The organism is Amycolatopsis rifamycinica, assembly GCF_000695625.1.
GTDB classification, from domain to species: Bacteria; Actinomycetota; Actinomycetes; order Mycobacteriales; family Pseudonocardiaceae; genus Amycolatopsis; species Amycolatopsis rifamycinica.
Window position 1 is genome coordinate 95,696 of record NZ_JMQI01000051.1, and the last position, 14,050, is coordinate 109,745.

At 73.0% G+C, this 14,050-nt stretch carries 14 protein-coding genes; 11 read left to right on the forward strand and 3 right to left on the reverse strand.

Features of this window, described 5'->3' with window-relative positions; all coding sequences use genetic code 11:
• The first annotated feature begins 141 nt into the window (after window positions 1–141).
• Window positions 142–1,500, forward strand: a complete 1,359-nt coding sequence (gene pafA, locus DV20_RS24490; protein WP_043784126.1) for a Pup--protein ligase — start codon at window positions 142–144, stop codon at window positions 1,498–1,500.
• 140 nt (window positions 1,501–1,640) lie between these two features.
• Entirely contained in the window at window positions 1,641–2,663 is a 1,023-nt protein-coding gene (locus DV20_RS24495) for a WD40/YVTN/BNR-like repeat-containing protein (protein WP_043784127.1), read from the forward strand.
• Here the strand turns inward: DV20_RS24495 and DV20_RS24500 are convergent.
• The gene (locus DV20_RS24500; protein WP_043784130.1) at window positions 2,660–3,358 is read right to left on the reverse strand and encodes an SDR family oxidoreductase; all 699 of its coding nucleotides are present in this window, start codon (window positions 3,356–3,358) and stop codon (window positions 2,660–2,662) included. The two genes, DV20_RS24495 and DV20_RS24500, sit on opposite strands and share 4 nt — an antisense overlap.
• 10 nt (window positions 3,359–3,368) lie before the next feature.
• Complete coding sequence (locus tag DV20_RS24505; protein WP_043784218.1) at window positions 3,369–4,292, reverse strand: NADP-dependent oxidoreductase; 924 nt, start codon at window positions 4,290–4,292, stop codon at window positions 3,369–3,371.
• 106 nt (window positions 4,293–4,398) lie between these two features.
• Between DV20_RS24505 and DV20_RS24510 the strand changes: the two genes are divergently transcribed.
• From DV20_RS24510 to DV20_RS24540, 7 genes are all read left to right on the forward strand, one after another.
• A complete protein-coding gene (locus DV20_RS24510) occupies window positions 4,399–4,830 on the forward strand; it encodes a winged helix-turn-helix transcriptional regulator (RefSeq protein WP_043784131.1) in 432 nt (143 codons plus the stop codon).
• Between the two features lie 10 nt (window positions 4,831–4,840).
• On the forward strand, window positions 4,841–5,824 hold the full coding sequence (locus tag DV20_RS24515; protein WP_043784134.1) for a helix-turn-helix transcriptional regulator: 984 nt from the start codon (window positions 4,841–4,843) through the stop codon (window positions 5,822–5,824).
• The gene (locus tag DV20_RS24520) at window positions 5,821–6,801 is read left to right on the forward strand and encodes a helix-turn-helix transcriptional regulator (protein ID WP_043784135.1); all 981 of its coding nucleotides are present in this window, start codon (window positions 5,821–5,823) and stop codon (window positions 6,799–6,801) included. Before DV20_RS24515 ends, DV20_RS24520 begins: the two co-directional genes overlap by 4 nt.
• Window positions 6,802–6,810: 9 nt before the next feature.
• The gene (locus DV20_RS24525) at window positions 6,811–7,023 is read left to right on the forward strand and encodes a bacteriophage holin (RefSeq protein WP_043784137.1); all 213 of its coding nucleotides are present in this window, start codon (window positions 6,811–6,813) and stop codon (window positions 7,021–7,023) included.
• A 31-nt stretch (window positions 7,024–7,054) separates the two neighbouring features.
• Window positions 7,055–7,369, forward strand: a complete 315-nt coding sequence (gene tatA / locus DV20_RS24530) for a Sec-independent protein translocase subunit TatA (RefSeq protein WP_043784139.1) — start codon at window positions 7,055–7,057, stop codon at window positions 7,367–7,369.
• 87 nt (window positions 7,370–7,456) lie between these two features.
• Entirely contained in the window at window positions 7,457–8,428 is a 972-nt protein-coding gene (tatC, locus tag DV20_RS24535; RefSeq protein ID WP_043784141.1) for a twin-arginine translocase subunit TatC, read from the forward strand.
• Entirely contained in the window at window positions 8,428–9,309 is an 882-nt protein-coding gene (locus DV20_RS24540) for a diacylglycerol/lipid kinase family protein (protein WP_043784142.1), read from the forward strand. The genes tatC and DV20_RS24540 overlap by 1 nt, the downstream gene beginning before the upstream one ends.
• A 247-nt stretch (window positions 9,310–9,556) precedes the next feature.
• Here DV20_RS24540 and DV20_RS24545 read toward each other — a convergent pair whose 3' ends face one another.
• Window positions 9,557–10,132 carry a hypothetical protein gene (locus tag DV20_RS24545; protein ID WP_043784144.1) on the reverse strand — a complete coding sequence of 192 codons (576 nt, stop codon included), beginning with the start codon at window positions 10,130–10,132 and terminating at the stop codon, window positions 9,557–9,559.
• Window positions 10,133–10,254: 122 nt separating this feature from the next.
• On the opposite strand from DV20_RS24545, the gene DV20_RS24550 reads away from it, so the two are divergent.
• Window positions 10,255–13,086 (forward strand): DEAD/DEAH box helicase, encoded by a 2,832-nt coding sequence (locus DV20_RS24550; protein ID WP_043784145.1) that lies wholly within the window; start codon window positions 10,255–10,257, stop codon window positions 13,084–13,086.
• A 157-nt stretch (window positions 13,087–13,243) separates the two neighbouring features.
• Entirely contained in the window at window positions 13,244–14,008 is a 765-nt protein-coding gene (locus tag DV20_RS24555; protein WP_043784148.1) for a DUF4333 domain-containing protein, read from the forward strand.
• The last annotated feature ends 42 nt before the right edge of the window (window positions 14,009–14,050 follow it).

Consider the following 14,050-nt stretch of genomic DNA (forward strand, 5'->3'; position numbering starts at 1 on the left):
AGTCCGCCTTCCGCCGAACGTCAAGAGCAGTGCTCCAATCGTGCCGTATTCGGGGTGAATTCACCGTCTGTGGCGTACTGGGGGCGTGTCGACGCCCGAACGGCGCACCGTTGGCGGGGGTCCAGCGCCTACTCTGGTGGAATGCAGCGGCGGATCTTTGGCATCGAGACCGAGTTCGGGGTCACGTGCACCTTCCACGGACAGCGCAGGCTCTCGCCCGACGAGGTGGCGCGCTACCTGTTCCGGCGGGTCGTGTCGTGGGGACGCTCCTCCAACGTGTTCCTGTCGAACGGCTCCCGGCTCTACCTCGACGTCGGCTCGCACCCCGAGTACGCGACGGCCGAGTGTGACGACCTGGTCCAGCTCGTCACGCACGACAAGGCCGGGGAGCGGATCCTCGAGGACCTGCTGGTCGACGCCGAGCGGCGGCTCGCCGACGAAGGCATCGGCGGCGACATCTTCCTGTTCAAGAACAACACCGACTCGGCGGGCAACTCCTACGGTTGTCACGAGAACTACCTGGTGACCCGGGCGGGCGAATTCTCCCGGATCGCGGACGTGCTGCTCCCGTTCCTGGTGACCCGCCAGCTCATCTGCGGGGCCGGCAAGGTGCTGCAGACCCCGCGGGGTGCGGTCTACTGCCTCTCCCAGCGGGCGGAGCACATCTGGGAGGGCGTCTCCAGCGCCACGACCCGGTCGCGCCCGATCATCAACACCCGTGACGAGCCGCACGCCGACGCCGAGCGCTACCGGCGCCTGCACGTCATCGTGGGCGACTCGAACATGGCCGAGCCGACGACCATGCTCAAGGTGGGCTCGGCGAACCTGGTGCTCGAGATGATCGAGGCCGGCGTCCAGTTCCGCGACTTCACCCTGGACAACCCGATCCGGGCGATCCGCGAGATCAGCCACGACCTCACCGGCCGCCGCCAGGTGCGCCTCGCCGGCGGGCGCGAGGCCTCGGCACTGGACATCCAGCGCGAGTACCACGCCCGGGCGGTCCAGCACATCAAGGACAACGGCACGACCGCGGCGAACGAGCGCGTGGTCGAGCTGTGGGGCCGGGCGCTGGACGCGGTCGAGCAGCAGGACTTCGGCAAGATCGACACCGAGATCGACTGGGCGATCAAGCACCGGCTGGTCGAGCGCTACCGGCACAAGCACGACCTGGACCTGTCCAGCCCGCGCATCGCCCAGCTCGACCTGGCCTACCACGACATCCGCCGGGGCCGGGGCATCTTCGACCTGCTCCAGCGCAAGGGCCTGGTCCGCCGGGTCACCGACGACGGCGAGATCGAGGCGGCCAAGGACACCCCGCCGCAGACGACCCGGGCCAAGCTGCGGGGCGACTTCATCGCCGCCGCCCAGGCCGCCGGCCGCGACTTCACGGTCGACTGGGTGCACTTGAAGCTCAACGACCAGGCTCAGCGCACGGTCCTGTGCAAGGACCCGTTCCGCTCGGTCGACGAGCGGGTGGAGCGCCTGATCAGCTCGCTCTAGCCACCCGAGCGCACGGTCGCGACGCGCGCTCTGCCGCGGCGGTCGTGAGTGGTAGGGACGGGTCTCACCGGCCTTACCACTCACGACGGGCGGGGGCGTTTCCGACGAAAGTCGCGCGGCCGGTGCGGCAGGATCGGCGCATGCGTGTCGTGCTGCTCGTGCTCGCCCTGGTGGTTTCGCTCGCGGCTCCGGCGTCGGCGGGGGAGCGCCCGCCGCGGTGGGAGCTGAAGCCGACCGGCGTGATCGCCCAGTTCCGCGGGCTGTCCGCGGTCAGCGGGCGGGTCGCCTGGGTCAGCGGCACGCAGGGCACCGTCCTGCGGACGGTCGACGGCGGGGCCACCTGGCGGTCCGTCGGGCCGCCGGGGACCGAGGCTCTCCAGTTCCGCGACGTCGAGGCCTTCGACGCCGACCACGCCGTCATCCTCTCCATCGGGCCCGGCGCCGACTCGCGCGTCTACCGGACCGAAGACGGCGGCACGAGCTGGCGCCAGACGTTCCAGAACACCGACGCGGCGGCGTTCTACGACTGCCTCGCCTTCTTCGACCCCTGGCGCGGCCTGGCCATGAGCGACCCCGTCGACGGCCGGTTCCGGGTGCAGGCCACCTTCGACGGCGGCCGCAGCTGGCGGCCGGTGCCCGACCGCGGCTTCCCGCCCGCGCTGCCCGGCGAGGCCGGGTTCGCGGCCAGCGGCCAGTGCGTCACGACGGCCGGGCCGTTCGACGCCTGGCTCGCGACCGGCGGCGGCGCGACCGCCCGCGTCCTGCACTCCGGTGACGGCGGCCGCCACTGGACGGCGTCCGGCACGCCGCTGCCCAGCAGCCCGTCGGCGGGCGTGTTCGCACTGGCCTTCCGCTCGCCGTCCCAGGGCGTCGCGATCGGCGGTGACTTCGCGAACCCGGCGGCGCCCGGCCCGGCCGTGGCGCTGACCCGGGACCGCGGCCGCACCTGGACCACGCCGGGCCAGTACCCCGCGGGCTACCGGTCGGGGCTGGCCTGGCGCGGCGGGACGGTGCTGGCGGTCGGTCCGGGCGGCAGCGACTACAGCCCCGACGGCGGACGGCACTGGACGGCGTTCGACACCGGCGGCTTCGACAGCGTCGACTGCGCCGGTGCCGCCTGCTGGGCCAGCGGCGCCCAGGGCCGGGTCGCCCGCCTTCGCTAGAGCACCTGGCCGGTGGGCCGGACCATGATCTCGTTGACGTCGACCGAAGGCGGCTGCTCGAGGGCGTAGAGCACCGCGCGGGCGATGTCGTCCGCGGCCAGCTTCGGCTTCTTGCGCTGCTCGTCGTCGAGGATGTCGGTGTCGGTGATGCCGGGGTTGATCAGCGTGACCCGCACGCCGGTGCCGACGGCCTCCTCGCGGATCGCGCCCGCCATGCCGGTCACCGCCCACTTCGTCGCCGAGTAGAGGCTCGCGTTGCGGATGTAGCGGCCGGCGACCGAGCCGGTGATCAGCAGGTGCCCGGCGGTTTCCTTCAGCGCGGGGAGAGCCGCGCGGGCGGTGTAGGCGGCGCCCAGGACGTTGGTGCGGACCATCTCCTCCCACGCGGTGGGGTCGGGATCGTCGGCGCCGAAGAAGGACGTCCCGACGCCGATGCCGGCGTTGGCGAAGGCGGCATCGAGGCGGCCGAACTTTTCGACGGTTTCGGCGACGGCGCCGGAGATGCCCGGCCAGTCCGCGACGTCGGCGCCGAGGGCGAGGGCCCGGTCTTCGCCGAGTTCGGCCGCGAGGGCCGTGACGGAGCCGGCCCGGCGGGCGACGAGGGCGACCTTGAACCCGGCCGCGGCGGCGAGCCGGGCGGTGGCGGCGCCGAGGCCGCGGGACGCACCGGTGACGAGGAGAACGCGATCAGCCATGCGCTCCAGGTTAGGGAGTCAGGACGAGCCTGCCACGCAGGCCGCCCGCGGCCAGCCGTTCGTGCGCGGCGGCGGCTTCGGTGAGCGGCAGGACACCGGCGACGCGCACGGGGAGCGTGCCGTTCTCGACGAGGCGGGCCAGGCCGGCCAGCCGTTCGCCGTCCGCGCGGATCCAGACGCTGCGGACGCGGATTCCCCGCAACCCGAGTGGCGCCGCCCCGGCCGCGAAGGCCACGAACTCACCGCCGCCGCGGACCGCGTCGAGGGCGTCCAGGCCGAGGAGCGCGGTGTCGAGTGCGGCGTCCACGCCGCCGGGCACCACCGCGCGCACCCGGTCGCCCAGCGACGGGCCGCGCGGCACGAACTCGTCCGCGCCGAAGCTCCGGACCTGCGCTTCGTCGGCTTCGGACGCCACGGCGACGACCCGGAGCTTTCGCGCGTGCGCCAGCGCCACGGCGTACCCGCCGACCGCCCCGGCCGCGCCGGTGACCAGGACGGTGCCGGTGGTTTCGACGAGATCGAGCGCCTGGGCGGCGGTCAGGGCGTTGAGGGGCAGGGTCGCGGCTTCGAACGGCGAAACCCCCGCCGGAGCGGGGGCGACCGCCGACGCGTCCAGCACGATCTGCTCGGCGTAGGCACCGAGCGGCGTGGCGATCCGGTCACGCAGCCCGATCACGGCGTCGCCGGCCCGGAACCCCGTGTCCCCGGCGTCGTCGACCGAACCGGCGACGTCCCACCCCAGGCCGAGCACCTCCCGCGGCGGGACCACCCCGGCCGGACCGAGCACCCCGGACCGGGTCGCGAGATCGACCGGGTTCACCGCGGCCGCCGCCACCCGGATCCGCACCTGGCCGGGGCCGGGCTCCGGGACCGGCACCTCGGCGAATTCCAGCACCTCCGGGCCGCCGAACCGCCGGACCACCACCGCACGCATCTTCGTCTCCTCCACGGGTCGAACCTTCCCCGCGAACGTAAGGGGAGCTACTCTCCGATGGGAAGTACGCACTCGCAGGTTCCCTGCTCACCAGGAGGTTCGCCCGGTGCCCACGCGCACGGCGGAACAGCGGCGGCAAGCCGAAAAAGCCGCCTACGACGCCTACCTCGCCGCCTGCCCGACCCGGAAGCTGCTGGACGAGATCGCCGGCAAGTGGGTCAGCCTCGTTCTCGTCGCGCTCGGTGACGGCCCGCAGCGCTACAGCGACCTTTCGCGGCGCATCGCCGGGGTCAGCCAGAAGATGCTCACCCAGACCCTGCGGGTGCTCGAACGGGACGGCCTGATCCGCCGCGAGGTCACCCCCGCGGTGCCCGTCCGCGTGGACTATTCCCTTACGCCACTGGGAGAATCGCTGCGGGCGCTGATGGCCGGGTTCAAGGAGTGGGCCGAGGTGAACTTCGAGGCCGTCGACGCCGCCCGGGCCGATTACGACGCGCGCACCCCGGACCTCACGATCGGGCCGGGCGGCGCGGGCTAGGCTCTACCGGGTGTCCACCGCACGCGCCGAACGGCTGGTCAATCTGGTGCTGGCCCTGTTGTCCACCCGGCAGTACCTCACCGCCGAGCGGATCCGCGGCATCGTGCCCGGATACGGTGACGCGGCCAGCGACGAGGCGTACTTCCGGATGTTCGAGCGGGACAAGACGGAGCTGCGCGAGCTGGGCATCCCCCTGGAGACCGGCCGCAACTCCGCGTTCGACGCGATCGAGGGCTACCGCATCGCCCGCCGCGACTACGAGCTGGGCGAGATCGACCTCGCCCCCGACGAAGCCGCCGCCGTCGCGCTGGCCTCCCGGCTGTGGGACTCCCCGGAGCTGACCGGGCAGGCGCAGGGCGCGCTCGTGAAGCTGCGCGCCGCCGGCCTGGAGGTCGACGACCAGGCGCCCACCGTGGTCGAGCCGCGCGTGCGGGCCGAACCGGCGTTCGGGCCGCTGCTGGCCGCGGTCCAGAACGGCCAGGCCGTCCGCTTCGAGTACCGCCGCAGCGGTTCGCCGGAGCGGATGATGCGGACCCTGGAACCGTGGGGCGTGGTCTCGTGGCGGGCCCGCTGGTACGTGGTCGGGCACGACCGCGACCGCGGCGCCACCCGCTGCTTCCGCCTGTCCCGCGTCACCGGCCAGGTCCGCGCGGTCGGGAAGCCCGGCGAGGTGCGGCGCCCCGAGGGCGTCAACCTGCTCAAGCTGGTCACCTCGACGGTCGACAGCGAACCGGCCCCGGTCACCGTCGCGCGCCTGTGGGTCGCCGACGGCCGCGCGGCCGGGGTCCGCCGCCGCGGCACCGTGGTCGGCCGCGCCACCGTCGACGGCGAAGAAGGCGACCTCGTCGAGATCGGCCTGCTCTACCCCGAGTCGGCCGCCGACTGGATCAGCGCGCAGGGCCCCGACGTCGTCGTGTTCGAACCCGACGTACTGGCCAAGAGCGTGCAGGACCGCCTCGAAGCCGTCGTCGCCCGGCAGGGGAGTGCGCGGTGAGCGGGTCGACCGACCGGATGCCGAGGCTGCTCGCGCTCGTGCCGTACCTGCTCGCGCGCCCGGGCGTCCGCATCGACGACGCGGCGCAGGACTTCGACGTCACGCCGAAGCAGCTGCGCAAGGACCTCGAGCTGCTGTGGATGTGCGGGCTGCCCGGCTACGGCCCCGGCGACCTGATCGACCTGTCCTTCGAGGGTGACACGATCGTCGTCACCCACGACGCCGGGATGAGCCGCCCGCTGCGGCTGACCGGCGGCGAGGCGACCGCGCTGCTGGTGGCGCTGCGGGCACTGGCCGAGACGCCGGGCGTGGTCGACGGCGACGCCGTCCGCCGCTCCATCGCGAAGATCGAGGCCGCCGCCGGGCAGGCCCAGCCGGCCGGCGTGGTCGTCGGCGGGGGAGTGCGCGAGGGCGAGAAGACCGCGCGGACCCGCGAGGAGGTCGCCCGCGCCCTGCAGGACGGGCGTGCGCTGCGGATCCGCTACTACACCGCCTCGAAGGACCAGATCACCGAGCGCACGGTCGACCCGATGCGGCTGCTGATCGTCCAGGCGGTCGGCTACCTCGAGGCCTGGTGCCGCCGCGCCGAGGGCGTCCGGCTGTTCCGGCTCGACCGGATCGACGAGCTGACCGTCCTCGGCGAGCCGTCGCGCCCGCCCGCGCACGCGCACCCCACCGACCTCTCCGACGGCGTCTTCCGCGAGCGTCCCGACCAGCGGGAGGCCGTCCTGGTCCTCGACCCGGACGCACGCTGGGTAGCCGAGTACTACCCGTGCGAGGAGCTCGACGAGCTCGACGGCGGCCGCCTGCGGATCCGGATGCGCTACGCCGACCAGTCGTGGATGGTGCGCCTGGTGCTGGGCCTGGGCGGGGAAGCGCTGGTGGAGAGCCCGGCCGACCTCGCGTCCGACGTCGGTCGCCGGGCCGCCGACGCCGTGGCCCGAGCCCGTCACCTTCCGTCAACCTGCGGCCACTAGGCTGACGGCGTGCCGTACCTGCCCACCGCCGCGCTCATCGTGCTCGGCCTCGCCGTCCTCGTGGTCCTGCTGGTGCGGACCGTCAAGGTCTTGCGTGCTTTCCGGCAGACCGCAAGCATGGTGGCTACGAACACCCAGGACCGGGCGGGGCTCGTCCGTGCCCGGTCGGCGGCATTGCGCGTCGCGTTCGCGCAGCGCCGCCGCCACCCGGAAAACCAGTAACATCCCTACCAGACGCAGATAGGAGGCCACCATGCTGAACGGATTGCAGCCGTGGCATTTGATCATCTTGGTGCTCGTCGTCGTGCTGCTGTTCGGGGCCAAGAGGCTTCCCGACGCGGCCCGGTCCATCGGCAAGTCCATGAAGATCTTCAAGGCCGAGACCAAGGACCTCACCGGCGACAAGACCGCGGCGCACGAAGACGCCGAGCCCGCCGTGACGAAGCAGATCCCGGCCACGCCCGCTACGCCCGTTTCGACCGACCAGCAGGTCGCCGACCTGCAGCGTCAGCTCGACGAACTGAAGAAGCAGCAGGCGGCCGAGCAGCCGCAGAAGAACGTCAGCTGAGCGGCTCCGGCCCCACCCGGTCCCCCGTCCACGGAGCGCGCCGAGCCCGGCGCGCTCCGGCGGACTCCGACGAGAACGGAACAACCCGTGGCGGAATCCGCCTCCGGAAACGGTGACAGCCGCCGGTCGAAGCGGCGCAAGCGCAGCCGTCGGGCGAATCCCGACGGCACGATGACGCTCATCGAGCACATCTACGAGTTCCGCCGCCGCCTCGGCTTCGCACTGCTCGCGGTGGTCGTCGGCGGGATCATCGGGTTCATCTGGTTCGGCACCAAGATCGGTCCGATCCCGTCGCTGGGCGACCTCGTCAAGGACCCGTACTGCGCCATCCCGCCGGATCGGCGGCTCGACAGCGCCGCCGGGTGCCGCCTGCTGCAGACCGTGCCGTTCGAGGCGTTCATGACGCAGCTGAAGGTCGGCATCGCGGCCGGGGCCGTGCTCCTCTCGCCGGCCTGGCTGTACCAGCTCTGGGCGTTCATCGCGCCCGGCCTGTACAGCAAGGAGCGCAAGTACGCGCTGACGTTCGTCGGGTTCGCGTCGGTGCTGTTCGCCGCGGGCGCCGTGCTCGCCTACATCCTCTTCCCGCACGCCCTGCAGCTGCTGATGGGCTTCGGCCAGGACGCGTTCGTCACCGCGCTGACAGCGGACAAGTACATCTCGTTCCTGCTGTCGCTGCTGATCATCTTCGGCATCAGCTTCGAGCTCCCGCTGCTGGTGGTGATGCTCAACCGCGTCGGCGTGGTCAAGTACGCGCAGCTGAAGAAGTGGCGGCGCGGCATCGTGTTCGCGCTGTTCGTCTTCGCGGCGTTCGCCACCCCCGGCTCGGACCCGTTCTCCATGCTCGGCCTGGCCGGCGCGCTCACCGTGCTGTTCGAGATCGCCGTGCAGATGGCCCGCTTCCACGACCGCAAGCTCGAGAAGGCCCGCGGTGACGAGGGCTGGGACCAGCTCGCCGACGACGAAGCCGCGCCGTTCGACTACACGCCGAGCACCATCGACGACGAGCCGTCCACCCCGACCGCGTCCGGTGGCCGCTCGAGCACCGACGACGTCACCTAGTGGGGATCCACGCCGCGCTCGCCGTGCACCCGGCGTCGGGGCACGGCGCCGCCGCCCGGATCGCCGGCACCGTCGCCGAGCGGCTGCGCACGGCGGTCGATCGGCTCGACGTGCTGGTCGCCAACACCGTCGAGGAGTCCCGCGCGCTGATGCGGTCCTCCCACGCCGCCGGGCTCGACGTGCTGATCGTGCTCGGCGGGGACGGCGCCGCCCACCAGGGCGTCCAGTTCTGCGCGAACCACGACGTCGCGCTCGGCCTGGTCCCGGCGGGCACCGGCAACGACTTCGCCCGCGCCCTCGGCATCCCCGGCGAACCGCTCCCGGCGGTCGACGCGCTGGTCGCGGCCCTGCGTTCGGGCGCCCGGCGGCGCATCGACCTCGGCCGCGCCGGCGACACGTGGTTCGCGACGGTGCTGTGCGCGGGGTTCGACGCGAGCGTCAACGAACGCGCCAACCGGATGCGCTGGCCGTCCGGGCCACGCCGCTACGACGTCGCGATCCTGGCCGAGCTGGCGGCGTTCCGCTCGCGCCCGGTCATCGTCGACACCGGCACCGGCCGGCTCGAGCTCGACGCGACCCTCGTGGCGATCGGCAACACCCGCTTCTACGGCGGCGGCGTCCCGATCTGCCCGACGGCCGACCCCGAGGACGGCGTCTTCGACGTCACGATCATCGGCCACGCCACCCGCCGGGGCCTGGTGCGCATGCTCCCGGGCCTGCGCACGGGCCGGCACGTGACCCACCCGGCGGTCCGCACGCTGCGCGCCCGCTCGGTGACCCTCGACGGCAACACCTGGCCCGCCTACGCCGACGGGGAACCCCAAGGCACCGTCCCGGTGACGGCCAGCTGCGTGCCGGGCGCGCTCACCGTCCTCGCCTGACCGGGCACTTTCCCGGGAAAGTGCCCGCTCCGGGGGCGCCGGGCTAGCTGTGATGTCCAGGGAAGTTGTCCCCTTCGTGTCCCACCCTAACGCCACCCTGACCCCACGAACGCGGTTGCGACTGGCCCGCCTGATCGTCGACCAGGGCCGGACCTGCGCCGCAGCGGCGATCATGAACATCTTCGCCGCTTCGGTGCCACTTCCCATCCGGAGGCCTTCACCTGTCAGCCCGACAGGCCGCGCACACCTAACGGTCGTAGCCGCCCGCCCTGGCCACCAGGTGCCGGAAGTGGTCCGGCGTGAGCAGCCGGCCCGAGTCGGCGAAGTAGACGCCGCCGCAGCGGTGGCAGAACCAGCCCTGCTCCCACACCTGCCGGGCCGCCGGCACCCCGCGCCGCTGCCGCCGGTGCGCCCGGACCCGCCGCACGTAGAGCCAGACCAGCACCCCCGCGGCGACGTAGACCGCGAACGCCGGCAACGAGAGCACCGCGAAGCCCAGCACCTTCGCGGCCGCGCCGCCCGGCGGCGGGTCGTCGGACGCCGAGAACGGCAGCAGCAGGAAACAGCTGCCCACCAGCGCCAGCGCGATCACCGCGGCCAGCAGGCCGCCGCCGCGGCGCGGGGGAGGGTAGGGGTCGAGGGAGCGGGCGACCGCGGTCACCGAAACCCCGCTGATCTGGCTGCTCGTGTAGACGAGGCCGTCGCCGATCGGCACGGCCACCGACGGGCCCTGACCGCGGAAGAAGGAATGCCCGCCGTGGTAGACCGCGGGCACGTGCTGCACCTGGTCCAGCGAGCCGCAGCTCGGGCACGGTTCCGTCATGCCCGCTCCGACGCGGCCGGACGCGAACCGGTTCCGCGGTCTTCGTCGTCGTATAACGACCTATGCGGCGGGTCGACGCACGCAACGTGCGAACTGTCGGAGGGGTGTGAAACCCTGACGAGGTGGCCAGTAGCCCTTCTCCGTCCCCGGCCGAGGCCTATGCGGCCTCCGCGCGCCGCGGGCAGTACCCCCAGCTGACGCGCTTCGCCGCGGAGGTGTCCTTCGAGTTCGACCAGTTCCAGATCCGCGGGTGCGAGGCCCTCGAGGACGGCCACGGCGTGCTGGTCTGCGCGCCGACCGGGGCGGGCAAGACCGTGGTCGGCGAGTTCGCCGTGCACCTGGCGCTCGCCGAAGGCCGCAAGTGCTTCTACACGACGCCGATCAAGGCGCTGTCGAACCAGAAGTACGCCGACCTCGTGGCGCGCTACGGCACCGACGCCGTCGGCCTGCTGACCGGGGACACCTCGATCAACGGCAACGCGCAGGTGGTCGTGATGACCACCGAGGTGCTGCGCAACATGCTCTACGCCGGGTCGTCCACGATCAACGATCTCGGGTACGTCGTGATGGACGAGGTCCACTACCTCGCCGACCGGTTCCGCGGCGCGGTGTGGGAAGAGGTGATCCTGCACCTGCCCGAGTACGTCCGCGTGGTCGGGCTGTCGGCGACGGTCAGCAACGCCGAGGAGTTCGGCGAGTGGCTGGTGGAGGTCCGGGGCGACACGACCGTGGTCGTCGACGAGCACCGGCCGGTGCCGCTGTGGCAGCACATGCTGGTCGGGAACCGGCTGCTGGACCTGTTCGCCGGCGACGACGTGCACGCGCCGGGCGCCGAGCTGCGGATCAACCCGACGCTGCTGCGGCGGACCGAGGAGATCGGCCGCCAGTACGCGCCGGCGGGGTTCCGCGGGCCGCGGGGCCGCCGGGGCGCGCCGCCGCGGATGCCGCGGTTCCGGCCGCCGTCGCGGGTGGACGTCGTCGAGCAGCTGGACCGGGCCGGGTTGCTGCCGGCCATCGTGTTCATCTTTTCGCGGGCGGGCTGCGACGCCGCGGTGGCGCAGTGCGTCCGGTCGGGGTTGCGGCTGAACGGGCCGGGTGAGGTCGAGGAGATCCGCCGGGTCATCGAGGAGCGGACCGCGGATCTGCCCGAGGGCGATCTGGGCGTGCTGGGGTACTGGGAGTGGCGGGAGGCGCTGGAGCGCGGGATCGCCGGGCACCACGCGGGGCTGCTGCCGGCGTTCAAGGAGACCGTGGAGGAGCTGTTCGTCCGCGGGCTGGTGAAGGTCGTGTTCGCCACGGAGACCCTGGCGCTCGGGATCAACATGCCGGCCCGCACGGTCGTGCTCGAGCGGCTGGTGAAGTACAACGGCGAGGCGCACGTCGATCTGACGCCGGGGGAGTACACGCAGCTCACCGGCCGGGCCGGGCGGCGGGGCATCGACGTGGAGGGGCACGCGGTCGTCGCGTGGCAGCCGGGGGTGGACCCGAAGCAGGTCGCCGGGCTGGCCTCGACGCGGACCTACCCCCTGCGGTCGTCGTTCCGGCCGGGCTACAACATGGCGGTCAACCTGGTGGCGCAGGTGGGGGCGGCCGAGGCGCGTGAGCTGCTGGAGCAGTCGTTCGCGCAGTTCCAGGCGGACCGGTCGGTGGTGGGGACCGCGCGCCGGATCGAGCGGAACAAGGAAGCCCTGAAGGGCTACACGGCCGCGGTGACCGGCGACTTCGACGAGATGCTGGAGTACGTCGAGCTGCGGGCGAAGATTTCGGCGCGGGAAAAGGCGCTGTCGCGGCAGAACACGGCCGTGCGGCGGGCCGGGACGGCCGAGTCGCTGGAGAAGCTGCGCAAGGGTGACGTCATCGCGGTGCCCGCCGGGCGGCGGGCGGGGCTGGCCGTGGTGGTCGATCCGGGGCTGGACCCGATCCGGGAGCCGCGTCCGGTGGTGGTGACCGAGGACCGGTGGTCGGGGCCCTTGTCGGTGGCGGACTTCCCGGCGCCGGTGGAGGTGCTGGGGCGGATCAAGCTGCCCAAGCACGTGGAGCTGCGGTCGCCGCGGACGCGCCGGGACATCGCCTCGGCGTTGCGGGACGCCGGGATCGCGCTGCCGGGCCGGCAGAAGCGGCGTGCCGGGGCGAACGAAGACGGTGAGCTGGCGGCCCTGCGGCGGGCGCTGCGGGCGCACCCGTGCCACGGGCTGGCCGAGCGCGAGGCGAACCTGCGCTGGGTGGAGCGGTACCAGCGGCTCGCGGCCGAAACGCAGCAGCTGGAGCGGAAGGTCGCGGCGACGACGCACTCGCTGGCGCGGGCGTTCGACCGGATCCTGGCGCTGCTGGGTGAGCGCGGCTATCTGGCCGTGGCGCGAAGCGCCTCCGTTGAGGGTGGTGGCGGAGGCGTGGATGGATCGGGGCCGGAGCCGGCGGGGGACGGCGAGGACCGCGTCACCGAGCACGGCCGGCGGCTGACGCGGCTCTACAGCGAGTCGGACCTGCTGGCCGCGGAGTGCATCCGGCACGGCGTGTGGCGGAAGCTCAACCCGCCCGAGCTGGCCGCGGTCGTGTCGACGCTGGTGTTCGAGGCGCGACGGGACACCGCCGGGGAGCCGCGGCTGCCGGGCGGGGCGGTGCCGGAGGCGTGGCAGGAGACGGCGCGGCTGTGGGTCGAGCTGACCGAGGACGAGCGGCGGCACCGGCTCGACCGGACCCGGGAGCCCGACGCCGGGTTCGCCTGGCCGGTTTACCGCTGGGCCCGCGGTGAATCCCTGGAGAAGGTGCTGACCGCGGCCGAGGCCAACGGGCAGGAGCTGTCGGCCGGTGACTTCGTGCGGTGGTCGCGTCAGGTGATCGACCTGCTGGACCAGATCCGGGACGTGCTGGGCAAGGCCGATCCGGTGGGTGCGACAGCGGCCGAAGCGGTGAAGGCGCTCCGGCGCGGGGTCGTGGCCGCGGGGGCGGCGTGAACTCGGTGTTAGCCCAGCTCGGTGGCCGTGCGGGTGGTGAGCGTGGGCGCGTGTGCTCGGCTCCGACCTGTGGTTGGATCGCGGGCGACACCGTGCGTGCGCGGCTTGCCGGTGTTTCGGGGTGGACAGCGATGAGCGAAGCAGGCGGAGGCAGACGATGAGCACGCCGTATGGCGGCAACGACCCACAGCAGCCCCAGTACGGGCAGCAGCCGGGCGGCGCGTACCCGCCGAGCGGCTCGCAGGAGCAGCCGCAGTGGGGACAGCCGCAACAGCCTTCTTACGACCCGAACCAGCAGCAGCCATGGGGCCAGCCGCAGCAGCCCCAGCAACCGCAGTGGGGGCAGCAGCCGGGCGGGTACTCCCCGCCGCAGCAGCCGCAGTGGGGCCAGCAGCCGCCGCCCTACGGCCAGCAGCCCGGCGGCGGGTACCCGCAGAGCGGGCCGCAGGCCCAGCCGCAGTACGGCCAGCAGCCGGGTGGGGCGTACCCGCAGAGCGGGCCGCAGGCGCAGCCGCAGTACGGGCAGCAGCCGGGCGGCCAGTACGACTACGGCCAGCAGTTCCCCGGCACGGCGGCCCCGGAAGGGGAGAAGCCGGCGAAGTCGAAGAAGGGTCTGCTGATCGGCGTGGTCGCGGCGATCGTGGCCGTCGCCGTGTTCCTGGTGCTCGGGTTCGTCGCGCCCGGGTTCCTCAAGACGCAGGTCTTCAACAACACCCAGATGCAGACCGACGTGCAGAAGCTGCTGACCGAGACCTACAAGATCGACGGCGTCACCGGCGTCACCTGCCCGGCCGAGCAGAAGGTCGAGGACGGCGCGAAGTTCGAGTGCACCGCCACGATCGCCGGGAAGCCGCAGCAGGTGCCGATCACGGTGAAGGGTGACGGCGGCAACTACGAGGTTTCCCCGCCCGTCACCAAGTAGCGGGCCCGGGGCCCGGCCACCTTCCGCGGTGGCCGGGCCCCG

Bases quoted from the DNA above. Each gene is read 5' to 3' on its own strand.
- pafA (WP_043784126.1), top strand. From the start codon at position 142: ATGCAGCGGCGGATCTTTGGCATCGAGACCGAGTTCGGGGTCACGTGC.
- DV20_RS24495 (WP_043784127.1), top strand. From the start codon at position 1,641: ATGCGTGTCGTGCTGCTCGTGCTCGCCCTGGTGGTTTCGCTCGCGGCT.
- DV20_RS24500 (WP_043784130.1), bottom strand. From the start codon at position 3,358: ATGGCTGATCGCGTTCTCCTCGTCACCGGTGCGTCCCGCGGCCTCGGC.
- DV20_RS24505 (WP_043784218.1), bottom strand. From the start codon at position 4,292: ATGCGTGCGGTGGTGGTCCGGCGGTTCGGCGGCCCGGAGGTGCTGGAA.
- tatA (WP_043784139.1), top strand. From the start codon at position 7,055: ATGCTGAACGGATTGCAGCCGTGGCATTTGATCATCTTGGTGCTCGTC.
- DV20_RS24545 (WP_043784144.1), bottom strand. From the start codon at position 10,132: ATGACGGAACCGTGCCCGAGCTGCGGCTCGCTGGACCAGGTGCAGCAC.
- DV20_RS24555 (WP_043784148.1), top strand. From the start codon at position 13,244: ATGAGCACGCCGTATGGCGGCAACGACCCACAGCAGCCCCAGTACGGG.